Origin of the sequence: Neolewinella sp. (assembly GCF_965214665.1) — a bacterium.
Taxonomy (GTDB): domain Bacteria; phylum Bacteroidota; class Bacteroidia; order Chitinophagales; family Saprospiraceae; genus Neolewinella.
In genome coordinates, this window is sequence record NZ_OZ243970.1 from 2,432,739 (window position 1) to 2,449,777 (window position 17,039).

General features: G+C 59.8%; 22 protein-coding genes. 10 read left to right on the forward strand and 12 right to left on the reverse strand.

Features of this window, described 5'->3' with window-relative positions:
• Nucleotides 1-18: 18 nt before the first annotated feature.
• Together tnpB and tnpA are read right to left on the reverse strand one after the other, a co-directional pair.
• Nucleotides 19-366: an IS66 family insertion sequence element accessory protein TnpB gene (gene tnpB, locus ACOOHD_RS10555; protein ID WP_420457841.1), complete on the reverse strand. Its 348-nt coding sequence runs from the start codon at nt 364-366 to the stop codon at nt 19-21.
• The gene (tnpA, locus tag ACOOHD_RS10560; RefSeq protein ID WP_420457842.1) at nt 359-697 is read right to left on the reverse strand and encodes an IS66 family insertion sequence element accessory protein TnpA; all 339 of its coding nucleotides are present in this window, start codon (nt 695-697) and stop codon (nt 359-361) included. Before tnpA ends, tnpB begins: the two co-directional genes overlap by 8 nt.
• 104 nt (nt 698-801) lie before the next feature.
• Here tnpA and ACOOHD_RS10565 point away from each other — a divergent pair, with 104 nt between their 5' ends.
• The 4 genes from ACOOHD_RS10565 (at nt 802) to ACOOHD_RS10580 (ending at nt 3,085) form a co-directional block, all read left to right on the forward strand.
• Nucleotides 802-1,626, forward strand: coding sequence for a hypothetical protein (locus ACOOHD_RS10565; protein ID WP_420457843.1), 825 nt, complete (start codon nt 802-804; stop codon nt 1,624-1,626).
• Between the two features lie 100 nt (nt 1,627-1,726).
• Nucleotides 1,727-2,158 carry an SRPBCC domain-containing protein gene (locus ACOOHD_RS10570; RefSeq protein WP_420457844.1) on the forward strand — a complete coding sequence of 144 codons (432 nt, stop codon included), beginning with the start codon at nt 1,727-1,729 and terminating at the stop codon, nt 2,156-2,158.
• Between the two features lie 10 nt (nt 2,159-2,168).
• Nucleotides 2,169-2,507, forward strand: a complete 339-nt coding sequence (locus ACOOHD_RS10575) for a hypothetical protein (protein WP_420457845.1) — start codon at nt 2,169-2,171, stop codon at nt 2,505-2,507.
• 41 nt (nt 2,508-2,548) lie between these two features.
• Entirely contained in the window at nt 2,549-3,085 is a 537-nt protein-coding gene (locus ACOOHD_RS10580; protein WP_420457846.1) for a hypothetical protein, read from the forward strand.
• A gap of 9 nt (nt 3,086-3,094) precedes the next feature.
• On the opposite strand, the gene pdeM is transcribed toward ACOOHD_RS10580, so the two are convergent.
• Nucleotides 3,095-3,742: a ligase-associated DNA damage response endonuclease PdeM gene (gene pdeM / locus ACOOHD_RS10585; RefSeq protein ID WP_420457847.1), complete on the reverse strand. Its 648-nt coding sequence runs from the start codon at nt 3,740-3,742 to the stop codon at nt 3,095-3,097.
• A 69-nt stretch (nt 3,743-3,811) separates the two neighbouring features.
• Here pdeM and ACOOHD_RS10590 point away from each other — a divergent pair, with 69 nt between their 5' ends.
• Both ACOOHD_RS10590 and ACOOHD_RS10595 read left to right on the forward strand, forming a co-directional pair.
• On the forward strand, nt 3,812-4,786 hold the full coding sequence (locus tag ACOOHD_RS10590) for a polyprenyl synthetase family protein (protein WP_420457848.1): 975 nt from the start codon (nt 3,812-3,814) through the stop codon (nt 4,784-4,786).
• Between the two features lie 77 nt (nt 4,787-4,863).
• On the forward strand, nt 4,864-5,721 hold the full coding sequence (locus ACOOHD_RS10595) for a glycosyltransferase family 2 protein (protein ID WP_420457849.1): 858 nt from the start codon (nt 4,864-4,866) through the stop codon (nt 5,719-5,721).
• Nucleotides 5,722-5,747: 26 nt separating this feature from the next.
• Here the strand turns inward: ACOOHD_RS10595 and tsf are convergent, their stop codons facing one another.
• From tsf to ACOOHD_RS10630, 7 genes are all read right to left on the reverse strand, one after another.
• Complete coding sequence (gene tsf, locus ACOOHD_RS10600) at nt 5,748-6,578, reverse strand: translation elongation factor Ts (protein WP_420457850.1); 831 nt, start codon at nt 6,576-6,578, stop codon at nt 5,748-5,750.
• A 103-nt stretch (nt 6,579-6,681) separates the two neighbouring features.
• Entirely contained in the window at nt 6,682-7,446 is a 765-nt protein-coding gene (gene rpsB, locus ACOOHD_RS10605) for a 30S ribosomal protein S2 (protein ID WP_420457851.1), read from the reverse strand.
• A gap of 64 nt (nt 7,447-7,510) precedes the next feature.
• A complete protein-coding gene (rpsI, locus tag ACOOHD_RS10610) occupies nt 7,511-7,900 on the reverse strand; it encodes a 30S ribosomal protein S9 (protein ID WP_420457852.1) in 390 nt (129 codons plus the stop codon).
• Between the two features lie 168 nt (nt 7,901-8,068).
• On the reverse strand, nt 8,069-8,509 hold the full coding sequence (rplM, locus tag ACOOHD_RS10615; RefSeq protein ID WP_420457853.1) for a 50S ribosomal protein L13: 441 nt from the start codon (nt 8,507-8,509) through the stop codon (nt 8,069-8,071).
• A 175-nt stretch (nt 8,510-8,684) separates the two neighbouring features.
• Nucleotides 8,685-9,014 carry a ferritin-like domain-containing protein gene (locus ACOOHD_RS10620; RefSeq protein ID WP_420461426.1) on the reverse strand — a complete coding sequence of 110 codons (330 nt, stop codon included), beginning with the start codon at nt 9,012-9,014 and terminating at the stop codon, nt 8,685-8,687.
• Between the two features lie 15 nt (nt 9,015-9,029).
• Complete coding sequence (locus tag ACOOHD_RS10625; protein WP_420457854.1) at nt 9,030-9,251, reverse strand: hypothetical protein; 222 nt, start codon at nt 9,249-9,251, stop codon at nt 9,030-9,032.
• Nucleotides 9,252-9,260: 9 nt separating this feature from the next.
• Nucleotides 9,261-10,463 carry a Gfo/Idh/MocA family protein gene (locus ACOOHD_RS10630; RefSeq protein ID WP_420457855.1) on the reverse strand — a complete coding sequence of 401 codons (1,203 nt, stop codon included), beginning with the start codon at nt 10,461-10,463 and terminating at the stop codon, nt 9,261-9,263.
• A gap of 179 nt (nt 10,464-10,642) precedes the next feature.
• Between ACOOHD_RS10630 and ACOOHD_RS10635 the strand changes: the two genes are divergently transcribed.
• From ACOOHD_RS10635 to ACOOHD_RS10650, 4 genes are all read left to right on the forward strand, one after another.
• Complete coding sequence (locus ACOOHD_RS10635; RefSeq protein ID WP_420457856.1) at nt 10,643-13,084, forward strand: DUF5916 domain-containing protein; 2,442 nt, start codon at nt 10,643-10,645, stop codon at nt 13,082-13,084.
• Between the two features lie 238 nt (nt 13,085-13,322).
• Nucleotides 13,323-13,979, forward strand: a complete 657-nt coding sequence (locus tag ACOOHD_RS10640; protein ID WP_420457857.1) for a 3-keto-disaccharide hydrolase — start codon at nt 13,323-13,325, stop codon at nt 13,977-13,979.
• A gap of 2 nt (nt 13,980-13,981) precedes the next feature.
• Nucleotides 13,982-14,890, forward strand: coding sequence for a TolB family protein (locus ACOOHD_RS10645; RefSeq protein ID WP_420457858.1), 909 nt, complete (start codon nt 13,982-13,984; stop codon nt 14,888-14,890).
• Between the two features lie 7 nt (nt 14,891-14,897).
• A complete protein-coding gene (locus ACOOHD_RS10650; RefSeq protein WP_420457859.1) occupies nt 14,898-16,397 on the forward strand; it encodes a Gfo/Idh/MocA family protein in 1,500 nt (499 codons plus the stop codon).
• On the opposite strand, the gene ACOOHD_RS10655 is transcribed toward ACOOHD_RS10650, so the two are convergent.
• Both ACOOHD_RS10655 and ACOOHD_RS10660 read right to left on the reverse strand, forming a co-directional pair.
• Complete coding sequence (locus tag ACOOHD_RS10655) at nt 16,384-16,746, reverse strand: hypothetical protein (RefSeq protein ID WP_420457860.1); 363 nt, start codon at nt 16,744-16,746, stop codon at nt 16,384-16,386. The genes ACOOHD_RS10650 and ACOOHD_RS10655 overlap by 14 nt on opposite strands.
• Nucleotides 16,743-17,039, reverse strand: a complete 297-nt coding sequence (locus ACOOHD_RS10660) for a hypothetical protein (protein ID WP_420457861.1) — start codon at nt 17,037-17,039, stop codon at nt 16,743-16,745. The genes ACOOHD_RS10655 and ACOOHD_RS10660 overlap by 4 nt, the downstream gene beginning before the upstream one ends.

Consider the following 17,039-nt stretch of genomic DNA (forward strand, 5'->3'; position numbering starts at 1 on the left):
CGAAAAGTGCCCCGTAAATCAGGCCGCTTTGCTATATCTTTTGCGCCGTTTGACGGATTTAATTTCGATACCTTCCAGCAGCAGTTGGATGTCGGTCCAGCTCATCTCCAGACGGTCACCCTCTGCGGCCGGTAGCTCGAAGGTGCCCCGTTCCAACACCTTGTACCAGACCACGAAGCCGGTGCGGTCCCAGACCAACAATTTGATGCGGTCGCGCCGGCGGTTGAGGAAGATGAACACATCACCACTTAGGAGTTCGTGGTCCAGGTGCTGGCGCACCAAACCACTGAGTCCGTTGAAGCCTTTGCGCATATCGGTCACGCCACGGTACAAAAAGTAGCGCTGACGGCTCGAGAAGCTAAGCATCGCCGGGGCAGAGTTCGCGGGTAAGCCGGATAAGGTCTGCTAGGGGCCAGTTCGTCAGCTCCAGGCGAGCGCCGCCGGGCAGGTATACCGTGGTGGTGGCACAGCTGACCTCCTGCACCGCCGCTGCCGCCGCCGCGGATGCAGTGACTAGACGAGTAAAGCCTCCCGCTGCCGACACCGTCTGCTTGCTGGTAGCGTACTTTGCCCGCCAGGCGTAAAATGTGCCGGTGTTAATACCGTGGGACCGGCAGAACTCAGCGATGGACTCTCCACTGCTCCTTTGCTGGGACAGCAGGTGGTTAATTTGTTCAGGTGATCTACGGCGGCGCATCTAGTCGGTTTTGCTCGCCGCAAAGTTCAAACCGTAAGGTTAGGTCTACAAGATGGGGTTGCTCGGATGCTTACCGTATACAACTCGACTATTCGCAGCGGGTGGTGTCGCGGGAGGCGGAGCGGGTACACGTCCTAGCCACCCTAGAATACCGGGGGGAGGAACTGACCCGCAAGCCCAGCCACTCGTTTCGCTTTAACCTGCCGGTGGGGGGCATGGACTACCGTAGCACGGAAGTCAGTATCGAGTATTACGTCGAGCTATCGGTTTACCGCAATAATGCCCCGGCGCTTCCCGTCACTACCCGCCGGGCGAGTATATCGGTGTTGAACAGTGGGATTACCTACGCCGTCGAGCCTGCGGTGCTCCCTCTGGCACCGGCGGATGCGGGTACGGCGCTCGCTGCTACGGTCGGCGTAGTGTTCGTGCTGGCGACCATGCTGGTGTTCAATCCCCAGCTAGCACTCTGGTTCGGGCTGTTGGTGGGATTGCCGTTGCTTGTACGGGGGGTACACTACGGACTGCAGCAGCAACGCTTTGGCGGGGCCAGTATCCGAATCGGGCGCACGCGTGAACTGTACGATATCCAGTTCGACACCGATAGTAATCCAGCCTTGCTAGACGCTACCCTTACGCTGCGGGTGCGGGAACGCTATACCCGTACGGATGATAAGGGCAACGTGCAGCAGTGGCGGCGGGAGGTCTATCGTCAGTCCACTCATCTACTCGACGCCGTTGCCGCCGCCGACCCTACCGCGGAGAATAGCTTCCGTATTCCCCTCCCGTCACCGGACAGTGTACTGCCCACCTCGACCACCACACAGGAGATTGCCTGCTACTGGGAACTAATCTATACGCACAAGCTACCTTACTGGCCGCTGCCGTTGCGGCGGCGGTGGCCGGTGCGGGTGGGGATGAAGCTCGGTTAGGGTGCCCCCTCCGGGGACAGTGGGTTACGACGTTCCCTGGAAGGGGAGCCCGCCGAACAAAACCCCACCCCACCACATCAACAAACAAAGCCCCTACCCCATGGCCAACGACCAACTAACCGCCACCACTACCGTACCCGCCACCCAGTCTGAGACCTGGCACTACTACACCGAGGCCGAGCACGTAATTAACTGGAATTTCGCCTCCGAAGATTGGCACTGCCCCCGTGCGGTGAACGACCTGCGGGAGGGCGGAGAGTTCGAAATTACGATGGCCGCCAAGGACGGGAAGATGACCTTCGAGCTAGAGGGTACCTATGATGAGGTACAGCCCGAAAGTCACATCGCCTACACCCTTTCGAACGGGCAGCAGGTGGAAGTAGATTTCAGTGAGGAGGGTGAGGAAACTACCGTGACCGTCACCTTCGACCCCGCCAAGGGCAACGGGCCCCACCACCAGGCGGACGGCTGGCAGGCCATCCTGAATAATTTCCGGAAGTACGTGACGCAAATGGAAGGTGCTGCGGCATAATTTTAGCATCATGCCGCGCCCCGCTGTCCCGACCCTGCCTACTGACTCCCCTGAGGAGGCCTTTCAGAACGACACGCTCCGGCCCATCCTGAAACAACAGGACGAGTTGCTACGCACCGTCTTTGCCCACTACCTGATCAAGCGGAAGGTCAGACCGGAGCAATTACCGACAGCCAAGCGCGCCGAAAAGATCAAGGAGCTCGTCACCCGCGATAACCGCCTCCGGGGACTGCTTTTCGGGATGGTGATCGGTCAGTTTACCCCCGAGGAGGCCGCCTACTACGTGGAGAACGAGGGTGGTGTGAACCGCCGGATGACCAACCTGCTGGTCGAACGGTTGCAGGAGTGAGAGCAGCGCATACTTTTCGTACCTCATGCGTTTGCCAGGGTATGAAGACGCTCCTCTTCCCCCTCTTCCTAGTAAGTACCCTGTTACCCGCTCAGTCCGAACTGCCGGCTGATTTTCAGCAGCTACTTGATAGCATGGATGTCCGCTTCACCGCGCCACTGGACAGCGATTACCAGCTGGGGTCACGGCACGACAACGACTACCTGACGCATCAGTACAGCCTACGTTCGCGACGGGAGAAATTGGAACTGCGCTTTTACCTGCAGCCGGAAAACGAAACCAATCATTATTACCGCCGGCCCCACATGGCGGCCACTACCCTGGCAATGAACTTAGGTAGCAACGACGAGGACGCCGTAACCGCCGTGCACAGTTTTGATGACGAGGAGCTTGACCTCTACCAGGCCGACTGGGCCAAGATGTACACCTTCCGCCCCAAGCGCAGTTTTAGTGATAAGCAGCAGGCCCAACTCGTCGCGCTCTACCGCGAGGGTCGTGGCATGGCCTATACGGTCCTCCTCTTCGATGAGGCCCCCATCACGCTCGAGGGCCGGCAACTCTCGCTTCGTTTTCGGTAGCCTGGTCTACTAGGCGACGGCCAGTACGGTATCCTCCGCCAGCACGAACACCTGATCGCCGGGGCGTGCTTTCACCTCCGCACAGCCCGTGAACTCCCCAAAGGCGGGTAAAATACCCTCCTGCCACCCGAAAAAAAAGCAGGGCAACTTCATCGCTCCGGTCCGGTCCACTAGCTTGACGCAGGGATGCACGTGGCCGCAGAGGTTGTACTTGCCCGGTAGGCGTTGCTCCTCCCGGAGCGGATGGTGGCTTAGGGAAAAGGGGCCGAGCACGATAACCTCCTCGTGCATCACCAGTCGGGCCTCTTCGTAACACGCCGGCGGTAGAATATCGTGGTTGCCGGGCACCAGCTCAAAGGTCAGCCCGGGAAAGGAGGCGGTAAAGGCACAAAATGCTCCCCAGATGTGGTTGTGATCACTGTGAAAGAGGTCGCCGAGCAGTAGTACGCGGGCGGGCTGAAACTCCTCGATCAGCCCCCGCAACCGGGCGAAGTTGACATCGCTCACCAGCCGGGGTACCGCGATGCCGGCGCGGCGGAAGTGTGCTCCCTTGCCCAGGTGCAAATCGGCTAGGAACAACACGCGCCGCGCCGGCCAGTACACCGCCCGGTCGGGATGTAATTGAAGCCGCTCGCCCGCTACTGTCGCCTCCTGCATGGGGCAAAAGTACGGCCCGGGATATACAAGCTACCTTTGCGGCCCTAACCACCGCTGCCCCACCCCCTGATGGCCCACGGCCTCGATGAGATAAAGCGCCCGATCGCTGCTGAACTGGAGACCTTCGAGCGGCGGTTCCGCGAGACCCTGCGCTCCCCCGTGCCCCTGATGGACCGCATCACCTACTACATCGTGCGCCGTAAGGGCAAGCAGATGCGGCCCATGTTCACCTTTTTTAGCGCCCTAGCCTGCGGAGGCATTACCGACGATACCTACACTGCCGCTAGCCTGATCGAGCTGGTACACACGGCCAGCCTGGTGCACGATGACGTGGTTGACGAGAGCTACGAGCGGCGGGGGTTTTTCAGCATCAATGCGCTGTGGAAGAATAAAATCGCGGTGCTGGTCGGTGACTACTTCCTTTCCCGAGGGCTAGCCATCGCCCTGGAAACCAAGCAGTACCGCACCTTAGAGATCAGCTCCCAGGCCGTGCAGGCCCTGGCTGAGGGGGAACTGCTGCAGATCGAGAAGGCCCGCCGGCTCGACATCGACGAGCAGATCTACTTCGAGGTGATCCGCCAGAAAACGGCCAGTCTGATCGCGGCAAGTTGCGCGGCGGGGGCGGCCTCCGCCTCCGAGGACGATGCTACGGTAGCCCTCATGCACACCTTCGGGGAAAAGATCGGCATCGCCTTTCAGATCCGCGACGACCTGTTTGACTTTGGGCTCGATGAGGTAGGTAAGCCGCGGGGCATTGACATCAAAGAAAAAAAGATGACCCTGCCCCTGATTCACGCGCTAAACCAGGCCTCCCGCGGCGAGCGGCGGCGTATGATTCGCACCATCAAGAAGCACAGCGACGAGCCGGAGCGGGTCAAGGAGGTGCTGTCCTTCGTACGCGCCAGTGCGGGTATTGCCTACGCCGAGGCAGCTATGCAGCGCTACCGGGATGAAGCGTTCAAGCTGCTCCACGAGCTTCCCAGTAGCGAGGCCCGCACCGGTCTGGAACAACTGGTCAACTTCGTAGTAAATCGCGCTTACTGAGGCCATCGGCGGTTGAACAATTTCGCGATAGTCGTATTTAGTGCCCCAAGGCGGTCATTCCCCCAATCGTGTTCCATATGAGTAGTACTAGCTTACTCACCCTAGTGAGTGGGAGACGGTCGCAGCTGCACAACCTGTTACGAGGAGTACGGGAGCAATCCACAAAGCCCCGGGAGGTGATCGTCGTGTTCATGAACGAACCGGTACCCAATGAGCTGCCCGACCCCGGTTGTCAGCTTCACCTCCACAGCCTACTCGACCCCAACCACCCCCTGCCCCTAGCGGCCGCCCGCAACCTGGCCGCCGCCCACGCCCGCGGAGATATCCTTGCCTTTTTGGACGTAGACTGCATCCCCCACCCCGACTACCTCCAGCAACTTTCCCACGTGGTGCACCTGACGCAGGGGCTGATCATGGGTGATGTACGCTACCTTCCGCCGGAGGCCGCTCAGGGTAATTGGAGCTACAATACATTGGAGCAGCTAGCGGAGGCCCACCCCCGGCGCCCGGTGTTTACGGATGATCGAGCCGTCATTCCGCTTCCCTACTACCTGTTTTGGTCGCTAAGCTTCGGGCTGCGCGCCATCGATTTTGCCCGCCTGGGGGGCTTCGACGAGCAGTACGCCGGTTACGGTGGGGAGGACACCGATTTTGCCTTCACCGCCCGCAAGGTACGTCTACCCTTTTTTGGTAGTCGGGCCCGGGTGTACCACCAGTACCACGACAGTTATTCCCCGCCTTACAATCACCTGCGGGATATTGTCACCAATGCCAACCGCTTTTATGCTAAGTGGCAAATGTGGCCCATGGAGGGCTGGCTGCGGCAGTTCGAAAAGGAGGGCTACATCAATTGGGAGGGCGAGTCCATCAGTGTCATCCAAGAAGTCAATCCGGCTGCGGTAGCCGACGCGCGGTCCACCTCGCCCTTCGGCTGATTGGTACATGCCCCCCCGGTGTGCAACTAGCCGAGAGCTACGTGCTTAAAGTCGGTGACCTTGAGCCCCTTATCGACGGAGTCGAGATACTGAGCTACACTCTGCTTGTCGCTCTTCACGAAGGCCTGGGCCTCCAGGGTATTTTCCTTAAAGAACTTATTGAGGCGTCCCTGACCGATCTTTTCGAGCATCGCTTCGGGCTTGCCCTCCTGGCGGGCGAGGTCCATGGCGATGTCTAGCTCCTGGTCGATGGTGGCCTGGTCGATGCCCGACTTATTGACGGCGATCGGCTTCATGGCGGCCACCTGCATGGCTACGTCACGACCGGCCTCGTAGGCCGTGTCGTCGTTCTTGTTCAGGGCCACGAGTACGCCGGCGCGGTAGCCGCTGTGGATGTAGGGGGCCACGAGGGGTGCGCTGAGCTGTTCGTAGGCCGTCACGCTGATCTTCTCGTTGATCTTGCCGACCATTTCGGTCACCTTCTCCCCTACGGTGAGTTGGCCTTCCATGGGCAGGGCGTTGAGCGCGTCGAGGTCGGTGGGGCGCTTGTCAAGGGCTAGGTCGGCGATCTTCTGGGCGAAGGCGACGAAGTCATCGTTCTTGGCTACGAAGTCGGTTTCGCTACTGAGGCGCACGACGATACCGTAGTCATTGGCCTCAGTAACCTGAGCGATAATAACGCCTTCCTTGGCCTCGCGGTCGTCGCGTTTGGCGGCCACCTTTTCGCCCCGCTTACGCAGGACCTCGATGGCCTTATCAAAATCACCGTCGGCCTCGGCGAGGGCCTTTTTGCAGTCCATCATGCCGGAACCGGTCATGTCCCGTAGTTTCTTTACGTCTTGGGCTGAGATAGCCATAGCGTTACTAAATTATAAAGTTATCAATTTGGTAGGTGCTCGTCGGCCGAATCCTTTCTGGAGCGCCCCAAGCGCTGCAGAAAGTTCGCCCGACGAGGAGAAACTACTCCGCAGCCTCCGTCTCGGTCTCTTCGGCGGCAGCCGGCTGCTCCCCGCTACTCTCCTGCTGATCCTTGTCCTCACCGCGCTGGGCCAGGCCCTCCTTGATGCACTCCATGAGGTAGTCAGTGATCACCTTGACGGCCTTGCTGGCGTCGTCGTTGCCGGGAATGGGATAGTCGACGCTGGTGGGGTCGGCGTTAGTGTCTACGATGCCGAAGGTGCGCATGCCGAGTTTCTTGGCCTCGGCAATGGCCAGGTGCTCGTGTACGATATCGACTACGAAGATGGCGTTTGGGATACGCTGCATGTCAGCGATACCACCCAGTACCTTGTTCATTTTGTCGTGCTCGCGGGTGAGCGTCAGGCGCTCCTTCTTGGTGACGCTATCGAGGGTACCATCGCCGAGCATACGCTCGATGTTCTGCATCTTGCGGATGGAGCGGCGAATGGTGTTGAAGTTAGTCAGCATACCACCCTGCCACCGATCGGTGACGTAGGGCATGTTGACCTCCTGAGCACCGGCGGTAACGATATCACGGGCCTGCTTCTTGGTAGCAACGAAAAGGACCTTCTTACCAGCCCGGGCAATCTGCCGCATCGCATTTCCAGCGCGGTCGAGGCTTTCCAGGGTCCGATTGAGGTCGATAAGGTGGATGCCGTTCTTCTCACTAAAGATATAGGGCGACATCTTGGGGTTCCACTTGCGGCGCAGGTGGCCGAAGTGTACGCCGGCTTCCAGCAACTGCTGGTGGGTGGGCTTTGCCATGGGTATATTTGTTGGACGGGGGAGAAAGAGATGGGGGACGGGGGAACCGCCGCAGGGAGGGGAATTAACGCTTGGAGAACTGGAAGCTCTTACGGGCCTTGGGCTTACCGTACTTCTTACGTTCTACCACGCGGGCGTCGCGGGTAAGGTACTTCTGTGACTTAAGCGGGCTACGGAAGTCTTCGTTAAGCTTCACCAGCGCGCGGCTGATACCCATACGGATGGCCTCTGCCTGCCCCTTATATCCCCCACCGTCAACGTTGACGCGCACATCGTAGATGCCGTTGTCGACCTCGATGGCCTGGAAGGGCTGCACGATCTTACCCTGCACGTGCGTCTGCGGAAAGTATTCCTTGTAGTCCTTCCCATTGACGATAATATTGCCCTTGCCCTGCATGAGGTAGATGCGGGCGACGGCGGCTTTGCGGCGGCCGATGGCGTTTATTTGTTCCATGGTTTAGTTGTTGCGTTAGTTAGTAATTGGGTTGTTGAGTTGCGGACGGGATAGGTGTCTAGGGTGTTGCATATGTGGGGGGGCGGGGCCGCAGGTGTGGTGTGTTATAGCTCAGACGAGCAAAGCGAGCATCCCCCCAATGCAATAACTCAACAACTCAACAACGCTCTACCTGAGTTCTTGCGGTTGTTGGGCGGTGTGGGGGTGCTCAGCACCGGCGTAGACGTACAGCTTCTTGTACTGGGCGCGGCCGAGTTTGGTTTTAGGAAGCATCCCTTTGATGGCGTGCTCCAGGATCATTTCGGGCTTGCGGGCCATGAGTTGGCGGGGGGTCGCCTTACGCTGTCCGCCGGGGTAACCGGTATGGCGCAGGTACTCCTTATTCTGGAACTTCAAACCTGTAAAGCGGACCTTGTCGGCGTTGATCACGATGACGTGGTCGCCGTTGTCGAAATGGGGGGTAAAATCGGGCTTGTGCTTGCCGCGCAGGACGTGGGCGATCTTAGTGGCCAGGCGGCCGACGATCTCGCCCTCGGCATCCACGACGTGCCATTTGCGCTCGACGGTGCTGGCGTTGGCCGACTGCGTCTTATAGGATAGCGTGTTCACGGGAACTTAAATTTTTCGTTTCGATAAAAGCGGACGCAAAGGTACATAGCATGCCCCATAACTCACTGAAAAACAGTAGAATTTTCGCGCAAAATAAAGAAACAGTGCCTCGCGGATGCAAAAAGCCGCCCCTCCACCATCTAGCAGGGGGCGGCTTCCGATCATGGGGCATGCCCTATTTCATATGGGCACGCATCATCCACAACTGGTGGTCGATCATGTACTTCACCTCCTGGAAAAGGTTGGAGGTAGTGGGGTCGGTGTCCGCGGTGGTCTCGATGCGGTCTGAAATTTGGAGGTGGCGCGCAGATTGGACCTGGAGGGAGGCTTTGTCGGATACGTAGCCTCCCGGGGTTTCCGGACTGAGGTTGGCATTTTGCGCTACGGGACCCGGGCGGGCATCGGCGGCGTGGTCTAGAGAGAGCTTACGCTCGGCCAGGCGGTCGATTTGCTGGTTGATGGCCTCGTAAAACTCCTGGTACATCAGGTGCAAACTGTAGAACAGGGGCCCCTGTAGGTTTCAGTGCGTCTGGTGTACGGCTAGGTACTCGTCTTCTAGCTCATAGAGCGTGGCCTGTAGCGCCTCCACCGTCGGCGGGATGTCGATCCTTTCCTGCGGCACGCGGTTGGCCCCGGCGGCATCCCGGTAGCCGGTACGTAGGGAGGCAGTATCCTGCTGATTTTGCTGGGCAAAGATCAGAAGGGGTAGGATCAGAAAGAGAAGACTCAAGATAGTTTTCATCGTCAACGGTTACAGGGTTACTTTTTTCCCACTATCTGCGGCTCGGTAGATGGCCTGCATGATCTTCACGTCGCGCAGCCCCTCCTCGCCGGGGGTTTTCGGGGTACGGTTTTCGCGGGCGGCCAGGGCCATCTCGTCGAGCATGGCGGTGAATTGATTCGCCCGCGGGATGATCAACTGCGTATTTTTTTCCTTGGTTTTGACGTACAGATTGCGCACGTAGTAGTCCGTGGCCGGGTCCAGGGTCACCTCCCCCTCGGTACCCTGCACGAAGATGCGCTTGGCCTGCTCGACGCGGTAGCTGCTGGAGCAATTGGCCGTGGCCCCACTGGGAAAGTTCATGGTCCAGGCTACACCTTCCTCTACATCGACCTCTTTCTCTGAGGGCTCCCGGTAGTTAGCCGTTACGCTCACCGGCTCTTCCCCCAGCAGGTAGCGGGCCCCGTTCAGGCTGTAGATACCAATGTCGTAGAGGGAGCCGCCGCCGGCCAGTTCTTTCTGCGCCCGCCACTCGTCGCGCTGCTCCTTGTTCGGTTTGAGCATTCGTCCGTGCTCGGTAAAGACCAAACGGGGCTCCCCGATCTCCTTACTTTCCCCCCGCACGAGCTCGATGGCCCGCAGGTTATAGGGATCGTACTGGGCGCGGTAGCCGATCATAAGCTGCTTACCGGCCCGCTTACCGGCATCAATCATGGCCTGGCAGTCCTCGGCCGTCACCGCCATGGGCTTTTCGCACAGCACGTGCTTACCGGCGGCAAAGGCGCGCTCGGTCCATTCCCGGTGCATGGCATTGGGCAGGATGATGTACAAGACGTCCACACTCTCATCTTCGGCAATGCGGTCGAAGTCGTCGTAGCTGTACTGGTGATCTTCCGCAATGCCGTAGGCTTTACCCACCGTTCTCGCCTTCTCGGCATTGCCCGATACTAGAGCAGCGAGCTTAGCGTGCTGGGTACCGCCCAGGTTGGGGATAATTTGGTTGAGGGCGTAGGCACCTAACCCGACGATGGCGAAGCCGATCCGCTGATCGGGGGCATCCGGCAGGGGTTGTTCCAGCTCGGGCATCGGCTGGCCGGTGGGATCGGGGGCGGGCAGCACCACCGGGGGCGGGGCCGCGGGTGCAAGCCTGGTGGAAGCGCTCAGTAGGGTCGGCAGGGCAAGTAGTCCGCCCGATTGCTGAATGAACTGGCGGCGGGAGTTGGGAAGGGACATCGGAGATTTTTTTGAGTAACCCGTTCACAAATCACGTTTGTTCGCACGCGGCCGCCGAGTTCCCGCAGGGCTTGGTGGCCGCGTTTCTCGCTTAACTTTGCACCTGCGCACGCGCCCACCTGAACCCTGCGGTAGCTTTTTTTGCTCTATAGCCAATCACTCTCATTAGTCTTCCCCAGATGTCAATCGCGCACGTGTTTGCTCTCCTGTGCTTGCCCGTGTTATTGTGTGCTCAGGGGAAGCCGAGCCTGGAGGCCGTGCGCATTGATGGGGAGGTTAAAGTAGATGGCATCCTGGACGAGGCGGTCTGGCAGGACGTACCGGTGGGTACTGATTTTGTCGTCCTGCGGCCAAATCCGGGGGAGCCCGCCAGTCAGTCCACGGAGGTTCGGGTGGTGTACGATAACCTGGGTATCTACTTCGGCGCTACCCTGCTAGACAGCAAGCCCGATAGTATCCAGGCCGAGCTTACGGAGCGCGATGACCTGGGCAACACCGATTTTTTCGGCATCGTCGTAGATCCCTACCGGAGTGGTATTAGTGGTTTTACCTTCATTGTCACACCGGCCAACGTGCAGCGTGACGCAAAGCAGCTGGACGGATACGAGGACGGAAGCTGGGACGCAGTGTGGGTGAGCGGTGCCACCCGGACCGAGGAGGGCTGGTCGGCGGAGGTGTTTCTCCCCTACTCCGCCCTGCGCTTCCCCTCCACCCCCGTACAGGAGTGGACGATCAACTTTTCCCGAACTATTCAGCGGGAAAATGAGCAGAGCTTCTGGTCGGAGATCGATCCCAACGTAGACGGTTTTCTCAACCAGTCGGGTACGCTGACGGGGCTACGCGACATTAAAGCTCCACTGCGCCTACAGGCTACCCCCTTTCTGGCCGTCTACGGGCAGCACGGGCGGGATGCTAACGAACCCACGGAAGTGGGCGCCATTGTCACCGGCGGCATGGACGTGAAACTGGGTCTAACCGACGCGTTTACCCTGGACATGACACTGATACCGGACTTCGGGCAGGTGCGCAGCGACAACCAGGTGCTGAACCTGGGCCCCTTCGAGCAGCGCTTCGACGAGCAGCGGGCCTTCTTTACCGAGGGTACGGAACTATTTAATAAGGGTGGCCTCTTCTACAGTCGGCGCGTAGGGGGATTGAACTACTACCAGAGTCGGGTGCGCGAGCAGCTGCTGGAGGGGGAGGAAGTAGTTGATAATCCGCGGCGCGCTCCCCTCTACAATGCCACTAAGGTCAGCGGTCGGACGGCTAAGGGTACCGGCATCGGCTTCTTCAACGCTGTGGAGCAAGAAAACTTCGCTACCATCCGCGGGGTAGAGGGTAAGGATCGTGAGGTAAAGACCAATCCCCTGACCAACTACAATGTACTGACCGTAGACCAGAACCTGCCCAACAACTCCTCGGTCACCCTCATCAACACCAATGTGATCCGTGAGGGCAAGGCGCGCGATGCCAATGTGACGGGGCTACTCTTCGACCTCCACAACCGGGCCAATGCCTACGCCGTACGCGGGGAGGTGAAGCACAGCCGGCAGTACGAGCCGGGCAACGACCGCAGCGGCCACGCCCTACAACTCGGGGTGGCGCGTATCTCCGGACAGTGGACCTGGGAGCTGGGCTACGGTGAGGAGAGCGACACCTATGATGTCAATGACCTGGGCCTCCTATTCGCCAATAACTCCCGCTACTGGCGGGGGGAGATCGACTATTCTCAGCCCAAGACGTTCTTCAATGGCTTTTTCCTTAACGGCCGCACGGGGCTCGACCTGGATTACCGCCGCCTTTTTGCGCCGAGCCGCTATACGGGAGTGAATGTGCGGGGCTACGCGCGGGCCACGACGCGGCACTTCTGGGACCTCTACCTCAGCAGCCGCAACGACGTGGGCGACCAGTACGATTTCTTCGAGCCGCGGGTGCAGGGGCGGTACTGGCGGGTGCCTGGCTACAATAACCTGAGTGCCTATGTAGGCACGGATGGGCGGAAAAAACTGCGGGTGAGTTTGGACGTAGACTACAACCGTTATGCCGGCAGGAGCAAGCGGCGGGAGGTAAGTCTGGGATTTGATGCCCGCTATCGCTTCAGTAACCGCTTCAGCATGAGCGCCTACCTGAACCAGGGTGGCGACCGCAACGACGTGGGCTACGTCAACCAGCAGGACGTGGTGGTGGACGATGTAGCGCGCACCGACGTCTACTTCGGTACCCGCGATCGCAACAGTGTGGAGGCCGGCCTGAACGGCAAGTACAGCTTCTCGGCCAACATGACGCTCAACCTGCGCCTGCGCCACTACTGGAGCGGCGTGGCCTACAGTCGCTTCCACCTGCTGGACGCCGACGGGCTACTCGCCGATACGGACTATACGGGCAGCCACGATCAGGACTTCGATGCCTTCAACGTCGACGTAGTGTACCGCTGGCGGTTCGCACCGGGCAGCGACCTCTTCGTGGTGTATAAGGGTAATATCTCGGATCTCGACGAGCGCAGGTCGGATAACTACTTTGGCAGTTTCTCCCAGCTCTGGGGGCGGGACGTGCCGCGTTCGGGCTCGCTGTCGGTGAAGGTGGTGTACTGGCTGGACTATGCGAGCTTGTTTCCAGGCTAAGGGTGCGACCAGGTAGGAAAGGGGGCCTACGTCATTAGGGGGGGGACCCTAATGTAAGTCAGGTGCAAGGAATGGGAGGAGCGAGAGGTAGCCTAGGTGTCCTTCCAATTTAGCAGATAAGCCAGAAATATTTACCTACATTTACCGGGCATCACAATGTTTGGCATAAATGATGATAGGTAGAACTTTGTTTCTTTTATTGGGCCTGGGGCTGTTTGGAGCTTGTACTAATACCCCGGTGGGAGAAGCTACCGCACAGGAGCAGGTGACCCAACCAGCGGAAGCTATTGACGAAGACTGGACGGACCTACTGGCCGGCAACACCCTTGACCACTGGCAGATGTACAGCCAGGACGAGCTGGAAGGCTGGGAGCTAGTAAACGGGGAGCTGCGGGCCTCCGGGGCCGGCTGGGATGCCGAAAAGGACCTGATCACCAAAAACGACTACGCCGACTTCGAGCTGGAATTGGAGTGGAAGATCGAGCCGGGCCATAGCTCAGGCATATTCTACCTCGTACCGAGAGACGGCGTGCACCAGATCTATGAACTAGCCCCGGAGTACCAGGTGATGGACGACGCGGGCTGGGACTCCCCCCTGGAACCCAACCAACTCACGGCCGGCAACTACGCCATGCACGCCCCCGAGGGTGCCGGCCCGCGGCCCGTGGGGGAGTGGAATACGACCCGCATCGTGGTACGCCAGCCCCGGGTCGAGCACTGGCTCAACGGTACTAAGGTCGTCGACTACGAGCTAGGTAGCGAGGACTGGAAAGCCCGCAAGGCCGCCGGTAAGTGGGCCGAGGTCGATGACTACGCCCTGGCGAACAGCGGCCGCATCGGACTACAGAACGCCGGGGAGGTCACCTACCGCAACATTAGAATTAGGGAACTCTAACCATGCGCACCCCCCTGTTACTATCCCTCACGCTCGCTTGCTTTCTATCCGTGGCCGCCCAGACTCCCGGCATCATCTCCACCCTTGAGGTCTACGACATCACCACCGACACGCGCACCGCGGTATACACCGAGGAGGCCCACTTCGAGGCACCGAACTGGAGCCCGGGCGGAGAGTACTTCCTCATCAACCAGTCGGGCGGTCTGTACCGGATCTACATGGATGGCCGCAAGGAGAAGCTTGATACCGGCTTCGCCGACCGTTGCAACAACGACCACGGCATCAGTCCCGACGGCCGCACGATCGCCTTCAGTCATAACCTGGAGGCCGGTCCCGACGGCTGGCTCACCTCCTGCATCTTCACCGTACCGCTGGAGGGGGGTACGCCGACCCGGGTCACCGAGAACACCCCGTCCTTCTGGCACGGCTGGTCGCCGGACGGGCAGCACGTGGCCTACACGGCGCGGCGTGACGACCGCTTTAACATTTACACCGTGCCGGTGAGCGGCGGAGAAGAAACGGCCCTGACCAGCTCCGACTCCCTGGACGACGGGCCCAACTACGCTACGGACGGGCAGCATATTTTTTACAATTCGTCCGTCTCGGGCAGCATGGAAATCTGGCGCATGCACCCCGACGGCAGCAATCAGGAGATGCTGACCGACGACGAATACTCCAACTGGTTTGCCCAGCCCTCGCCGGACGGCAAGCACATCGTCTTCGTGTCTTACCTACAGGACCAGGGCAGCGCGCATCCGGCCATGAAGGAGGTGGTGCTCCGGTTATACAATCTTGAAGATCACTCCATCCGCATCCTCTGTGGGCTCACCGGTGGCCAGGGTACGCTCAACGTGCCCTCCTGGTCGCCGGACGGATCGCGTTTCGCTTTTGTGAGTTACCGCCACAACTAACTACTATATGTCGAAATCAACCACTACCCTCCCCCGCCGCGATTTCCTGAAGAAGGCCGCCACGGCCGGCCTGGCCTTCACCATCGTACCCAGCTACGTCGTCAGCGGACTGGGCTACACCGCCCCTAGCGACAAGCTCAACATCGTAGGCGTTGGTGTCGGAGGTAAGGGCCTACAGAACCTTACGGCGATGAACACCGAAAACATCATCGGGCTCTGCGACATCGACTGGAACTACTCCCAGCGTTGCTTCGAAACCTTCCCAAAGGCTAAGAAGTACTACGACTGGCGAGTGATGTTTGAGGAGCTGGGTGAGGAGATGGACGCTGTGATGGTAGCCACCGCCGACCACACCCACGCTGCCGTCGCAGCCACGGCCATGACGCTGAATAAGCACGTCTACTGCCAGAAGCCGCTGACGCACTCTGTGTACGAGTCGCGCCTGCTCACCAAGCTCGCTAAGCAGTACCCCGTCGCTACTCAGATGGGGAACCAGGGCAACTCCGGCGACGGCGTACGCCAGCTCTGCGAGTGGGTCTGGAACGGCGAGATCGGCGAGGTGCGTGAGGCCCACACCTGGACCGACCGGCCCATCTGGCCCCAGGGCCTGGAGCGGCCGGCTGAGGCCATGCCGATCCCCGACAACTTCGACTGGGACCTGTTCATCGGCCCGGCCCCCATGCGGCCCTACCACGAGATCTACACGCCCTGGAACTGGCGCGGCTTCTGGGACTTCGGCACCGGTGCCTTTGGGGATATGGCCTGCCACATCATGGACCCCGTGTACCGCGCACTCAAGCTCAAGTACCCCGAGGGGATTTCCGGTAGCTCTACCACCGCTAATACGGAGAGCGCGCCCCAGGCCGAGAAGGTACGCTTCGACTTTCCGGAGCGGGAGGCGATGGAAAATGTGGCCATGCCGGCCGTACAGGTGCACTGGTACGACGGCGGCTTCCTGCCCGACCGGCCGGAGGGCATGGCGGAAGGGGAGCCCTTCATTAAGGATGGACTCGGTGGCTGTATGCTGGTAGGCACGAAGGATACGCTGATCTCCGGTGCGGGGGGCTTCAATCCGCGCCTGCTTTCCGGACGCATACCGGACGTCAAGCCCTACCTGCGGCGCGTTCCGGGCTCAGTTAATTACGATGATGGTCCCCACGAGCAGGACTGGATCCGCGCCTGCAAAGAATCGCCCGAGCAGCGCGTGCAGCCCTCGGCCAATTTTGACTACGCCGGCCCCTTCAACGAGATGGTGCTACTGGGCGTACTAGCCATCCGCCTCAAGGGCCTCAACAAGGTGCTACAGTGGGACGGGGAGAACATGCGCTTCACCAACATTACTGCCGGGGAAACGATGCGAGTCACCAAGACGGATGGTTTCGCTATGGTCAACGGCATTCCGACCTGGAATACGGAGCGGGTGGAGATCGATGCTCTCGAGGCTGCCACCGAGTACATCAAGCATACCTACCGGGAGGGATGGAGCCTGCCGGCTATGCCGGGGTAGTGGTAGTCCGGCGATTGATTAGGAAGTAGAAGTACAGTCCCCCAAGACCGTAGAACGCATAGTCCACTACATCGCGCCGGAAGCCCTCTTCGTATACTGGGAAAACCTCCTCAAACACCACGGCTAACCCTAGGGTAGCGATTGCTGTTTCCAATGCACTCAGCCGCGGCTGCCGAAATATCAGCTGCCGCTCAAAAAGCCAGAGGCCCAGTAAGATGGGAGGAGCTAGGAAGGGATCAAGGTAGCTATCCGCCGCCCCAAGACTGAGATCAAACGCCCGCTCCCCCACCTGGTGCAGTATAAACACGGCCACAGCCAGCCACCACCACGGATTGCGCAGTACCCTCATAGCACGGTGATGAAGGCTACCACCAGCCCCAGGATAATCAGCGGCGACAGGGCAAGCAGAACCAGAATGCCGAGTAGCCGGATGCCGATCTTTCCGGCACCCACCCATAAGGGATCCTCGGGGTGGAGGGTGGCCAGATTGTTCCACCACTTGTAGGTCTCGGCGGCTTTATCGGCCAGGGCACCCCCGGGCGTAGCCTCTTCGGGGCCGGTGGGCGGCGGCGGTGCCTGTGGGTCTTGTGGGTCGGCTTGCATACTGGGGTAAGCCGAAGCATCGGACCAAAGTTCATCCAT